Raw genomic sequence first — 5,188 nt, 5'->3', positions numbered from 1 at the left:
GGCGCGGTGGTCGGCGGTGGAGCGGTAGTCCACGGCGCCCTGCGTCATCCGCATGTACGCCTCCTCCAGCGACGCCTCGTGCGGCGACAGCTCCCACAGCCGGATGCCCGCGTCGTGCGCCAGGTCGCTGATCCGCGGCAGCGGCATCCCGCCGACGCGCAGCGCCCCGTCGTCCTCGGGCAGCACGTGCGCGCCCTGCTCGGTGAGCGCGGCGGACAGCTTCTCCCGTACCGCCTGCTCCCCGTCGGGGACGCGGACGCGCGCGAAGCTCGCCGAGTGCGTGTTGATGAAGTCCCGCACGCTCATGTCGGCCATGAGCTGGCCGCGGCCGATGACGATGAGGTGGTCGGCGGTCACCGCCATCTCGCTCATGAGGTGGCTGGAGACGAAGATGGTGCGGCCCTCGCTCGCCAGCTTCTTCATCAGGTTGCGGATCCACAGGATGCCCTCGGGGTCGAGGCCGTTGACCGGCTCGTCGAAGAGGAGGATCTGCGGGTCGCCGAGCAGCGCGCCGGCGATGCCTAGGCGCTGGCCCATGCCGAGCGAGAAGCCTTTGGAGCGGCGGCCGGCGACCTCGCGCAGCCCCACGACGTCGAGCACCTCGTCGACGCGGCGCTGCGGGATGCCGGAGAGCTGGGCGATGCAGCGCAGGTGGTTGCGGGCGCTGCGGCCGCCGTGGACCGCCTTGGCGTCCAGCAGGGCGCCGACCTGGCGGGGGGCGTTGGGCAGCCTGCGGTACGGGTGGCCGCCCACGGTGACGGTGCCGCTGCTCGGCTCGTCGAGGCCCAGGATCATGCGCATCGTGGTCGACTTGCCCGCCCCGTTGGGGCCCACGAAGCCGGTGATGACGCCCGGCTGGACGGTGAAGGAAAGGTTGTACACGGCGGTCTTCCCGCCGTAGGTCTTCGTCAGACCCTGTGCTTCGATCATGTGGCCCCCTGCGCCGGACACGGGGGCACACGCGACTTCCCGTCCCCCTTCAGGCTAAGAGGCTATCGGTGCGCTTCCGGTTCCCGGCGGGCGGGCGGACGGGCGGCGGGAGGGTCAGGCGTCGCGCTTCTTCAGCACGATGTATCCGCCGATCAGCGCCACCGCCGTCCACGCGCACATGATGCCGAAGCCGCCCCACGGCCCGTACGGCGTCTCGTCGCTGTTCAGCGCGCCCGGCACCACCTGCATGACGCGCGAGCCCGCCTGGTCCGGCAGGTACCGCGCGACGTCCCTGGTGGCCGGGACGCCCGCCAGGATCGAGGAGATCAGGAAGAAGAACGCCATCAGCAGGCCGAGCGAGAGCACCGTGCTGCGCAGCATCGAGGCGACGCCCATGGAGAACATCGCGATCACGGCCATGTACAGCCCGGCGCCGATGACCGCACGCAGCACGTTCTCGTCGCCGATCGACGCCTTGTGGTCGCCGAGCAGGGCCTGGCCGAGGAAGAAGGTGAGGAAGCTGGTGAGCAGCCCGACGATCAGGGCGAGCAGCGTGGCGACGGCGATCTTGGAGACGTAGAACGTGGCACGCTGCGGCACCGCGGCCAGCGAGGTCTTGATCATGCCGGAGCTGTACTCCGTGCTGATCACCAGGACGCCGAAGACGACCATCGCGAGCTGGCCGAGCATCATGCCGAAGAAGCTCACCAGGGTCGGGTCGAAGGTGAGCTGCTCGGCGCGCGACAGGTCGTCGAACGTGGCGTTCATGACGCCGGACAGGAGCGCGCCCACCGCGGCGGTGAGGACCAGCGCGGCGGCCAGCGTCCACATCGTGGAGCTGACCGTGCGGACCTTGGTCCACTCCGACTTGAGCACTGCCGAGGGTGCTGCCATGGCCGTCAGTCTCCCTTGCCCCACTGCGGACCCGGCGGGGGCGGCGCGTTCGGCGCGGGCGGCGCGCCGGGTACGGCCCCGGCCGCCGCGGCGGCGGCGTTCGGGTCGCTCAGATCGTGCGCGTGGTACTCGACCGCCTGCGCGGTCATTTGCATGAACGCCTCCTCCAGGGAGGCTTGTTGCGGGCTCAGCTCGTGCAGCGTCACCCGGTGCTGCGCGGCCAGTTCGCCGACCGGCTCGGCCATGTCGGCGCCCTCGATCTCGAACGCGCCGTCCCCGCGCAGGGTGACGGCCATGCCCGCGGTGCTCGCGGCGTCCTTGAACTGCTCCGGCTGCGGGGTGCGCACGCGTACGTACGAGCGCGAGTTCTCCCGGATGAAGCCGGCCATCGAGGTGTCCGCGAGCAGCTTGCCCTGGCCGATGACGATGAGGTGGTCGGCGGTGAGCGCCATCTCGCTCATCAGGTGGCTGGAGACGAAGATCGTGCGGCCCTGGGCGGCGAGGCTCTTCATCAGGTTGCGGATCCAGTGGATGCCCTCGGGGTCGAGCCCGTTGACCGGCTCGTCGAACATCAGGATCTCGGGGTCGCCCAGCAGCGCGTACGCGATGCCGAGGCGCTGGCCCATGCCGAGCGAGAAGCCCTTGGACTTCTTCTTCGCCACCGCCGTCAGACCGACGGTCTCCAGCACCTCGCTCACCCGGGCGTCCGGGATGCGGTTGCTCTGGGCCAGGCACAGCAGGTTGTTGTACGCGCTGCGGCCGCCGTGCATGTTCTTCGCGTCCAGCAGGGCGCCGATGTACTTCAGCGGCTCCGGCAGCTCGCGGTAGTGCTTGCCGTCGATGCGCACGGACCCGGAGGTGGGGTTGTCGAGGTCGAGCATCATGCGCATCGTCGTCGACTTGCCGGCGCCGTTCGGCCCCAGGAATCCGGTGATCATGCCGGGCCGCACCTGGAAGGTCAGGTGGTCCACGGCGACCTTGTCGCCGTACCGCTTGGTCAGCCCCTCCAGTTCGATCATGCGCTAACCCTAGGCGGGGACGTCATCGAACGCATCTCCTGGGCACAATCGACACAACCGGATTGGCGCCCTCCGCCGCGGGGGCGGAGGGCGCCGGAGACGTACGGTGCGGCCGGGCGGGGGTCGTCCGCCCGGCGGCGGACTCAGCGGGACTGCTGGGCGGGCACGCCCGGCTTGTCCTCGACCTCGTCGGTGCCGCCCTGGGCGGCGACCTGCGCGCCGGTCAGCGTCGCCAGCATCTCGCGGACGTTGGTGAGCTGGGCGTTGATGCTGTCGCGGCGGTTGGTGAGGGCCGCCAGCTCGCGCTCGGACTCGCTGCGCATCCGCTCGGCCTTGGCGTTCGCGTCCGCCACGATGTCCTCGGACTGGCGCTGCGCGGTCTCGACCGTCTGCCGGGCGCGGCGCTCGGCGTCGGTACGCAGCTTCTCGGCCTCCAGGCGCAGCTGCTCCGCCCGGTGCTCGATCTCCGCGAGGCGCTTCTCGGCCTTGGCCTGGCGGGAGGCGAGGTCGCGCTCGGACTGCTCGCGGCGCTTGGCGAGGTTGGTCTCGAAGTCCGCGGCGGCCTGGGCGGCCTTGGCACGGGTCTCCTCGAAGAGGCTGTCCGCCTCTTCGCGCTTGGACTGGGCATCCTTCTGCGCCTCGGCGCGCAGACCGCTGGCCTCGCCCTTCGCCTGCTCGACGATCCGGGCGCCCTCGTCCTCGGCCTTCGCCTTGCGCTCGGAGGCGAACGACTCGGCGTCGTTGCGCACCTGCTGCGCGGCCGACTCGGCCAGCTCGCGGTGCTGGTCGGCGGCGCGGCGGGCCTCCTCGCGCAGGTCCTTGGCCTCTTCCTCGGCGAGCCGCAGGATCTTCTCCACCCGGGCACCGAGGCCGGCGTACGACGGCTCGGAGTCGGCGACCTGCGCCTGGGCGTTCTGCGTTTCGAGGTGCAGCTCCTCGATCCGCTTCTCAAGGGAGGTGATGCGCGAGAGGGCACTGTCGCGGTCGGCTACGAGCTTGGTGATCCGTTCGTCCACCTGCTCGCGGTCGTATCCGCGCCTTGCGAACTCGAAACCGAAGGGGTTGGCAGTGTCGCTCATGGGGTTCCTGTCGAAAGAGACCGAGTGAGGTGATAAGGGGAATCCTAGGGGTGCTGACGGCGTGTCACAGCGTCAATCCAGGTTTGATCTGGAGAATGTCCGCTCAATCGAGTGGTCTGCCACCGGACTGCTTGCTCCCCGACCGGGCCGCGGCGGCGGCGGGGGCCTTACCCCCACCGTCCTTCCCTTTGCTGACCTGGCTGTTCTTGCCGTCCTTGGCGTCCTTGCCGTTCGCCGCGAGGGTACCGGGGCTCTCGAAGGACTCCAGGGCTTCGAGGACGTCCTGCACGCGGGAGATCTCCGCGTTGATGTCCTCGCGTCTGCGGGTGATCAACTCCAGCTCGCGGCCGCCCTCGTCGACCATCCGCTTGGCCTCGGCGCGCGCCTCGGCCTTGGTCCGCTCGGCCGCGTCGAACGCCTCCGCCTGCTTCTGCTCGGCCTCCTTGAGCAGCCCCTCCGCCTTCTTCACCGCGGCGATACGGACCTTGTCCGCCTCGCTCTTGGCGTCGGTGACCAGCTGACCCGCGCGCGTCTCGGCCGAGTTGAGCTGCTCGTGAGCTGCGGCGACCAGCTTGTCGACGCGCTCGCCCGCGGTCTTGGTGGCCTCCGCGGCCTCGCGCCGCGCGCGGTCGTGCAGGGCGTCGGTCTCGGCCTCCGTGCGCGTACGCAACTCCTCGGCGCGCTCGCGGATCGCCTGGGAGTCCCGGCGGGCCTCCTCCAGCATCCGGTCGGCGTCCGCGCGGGCCTTCTCCACCAGACCGCTCGCCTCCGACGTGGCGCCGCGCACCAGCCGATCGGATTCCTTGCGGGCGGCGGCGACCATCACGTCGGCCTGCTCCTCGGCCGCGGCGGTGGCCCGGGTCGCCTCGTCGTGCGCCTTCTCGACCAGCTTGTCGGCCTGTTCCGCGGCCTCCGTACGGCGCTTCGCGGCATCCGCGCGGGACTCGTCCCGGACCCGTTCGGCCTCGGTACGCAGGCGCTCGGCCTCTGCTAGCGCGTCGTTGACGGTCGACTCCGCCAACTCCTTGGCGGCGTCCGTCTCTTCCTTGGTCTCCCGGCGCAGCGTCGCCGCGGCGTGCTCCGCGGCCGAGCGCAGCCCCGCGATCTCCTCGTCGGCCTGCCCGCGCAGCTCGCTGACCGAGTCCCGTACCTGCTGGGCCGTCTGCTCGGCCGCGGCCACCAGCTCGCGCGCCCGGCGCTCCGACTCCTCGGTGACCCGGGCCGCCTCCGCCTGCGCCTCCTCGACCCGCTTGCGCGCCGAGGCCA

General features: G+C 71.1%; 5 protein-coding genes. All 5 read right to left on the bottom strand.

Translation table 11 applies throughout. The features are described from left to right. On the bottom strand, positions 1-930 hold a 930-nt coding region (locus H5J30_RS16685; RefSeq protein ID WP_181788221.1), incomplete at its 3' end, for an ABC transporter ATP-binding protein. A 114-nt stretch (positions 931-1,044) separates the two neighbouring features. After that, on the bottom strand, positions 1,045-1,824 hold the full coding sequence (locus H5J30_RS16680) for an ABC transporter permease (RefSeq protein ID WP_181788220.1): 780 nt from the start codon (positions 1,822-1,824) through the stop codon (positions 1,045-1,047). A 5-nt stretch (positions 1,825-1,829) separates the two neighbouring features. Next, a complete protein-coding gene (locus H5J30_RS16675; protein ID WP_181788219.1) occupies positions 1,830-2,843 on the bottom strand; it encodes an ABC transporter ATP-binding protein in 1,014 nt (337 codons plus the stop codon). A 143-nt stretch (positions 2,844-2,986) separates the two neighbouring features. Continuing rightward, on the bottom strand, positions 2,987-3,922 hold the full coding sequence (locus H5J30_RS16670) for a coiled-coil domain-containing protein (protein WP_181788218.1): 936 nt from the start codon (positions 3,920-3,922) through the stop codon (positions 2,987-2,989). A gap of 103 nt (positions 3,923-4,025) precedes the next feature. Further along, a partial coding sequence (locus tag H5J30_RS16665; RefSeq protein ID WP_508470501.1) for a polarized growth protein Scy-related protein occupies positions 4,026-5,188 on the bottom strand: 1,163 nt, incomplete at its 5' end.

This window comes from Streptomyces phytophilus, from assembly GCF_013870535.1.
In the GTDB taxonomy this organism is placed as follows: Bacteria; Actinomycetota; Actinomycetes; order Streptomycetales; family Streptomycetaceae; genus Streptomyces; species Streptomyces phytophilus.
The sequence above is the reverse complement of the archived record's forward strand: the minus strand, read 5'-3'. Positions and strand labels throughout refer to the sequence as shown.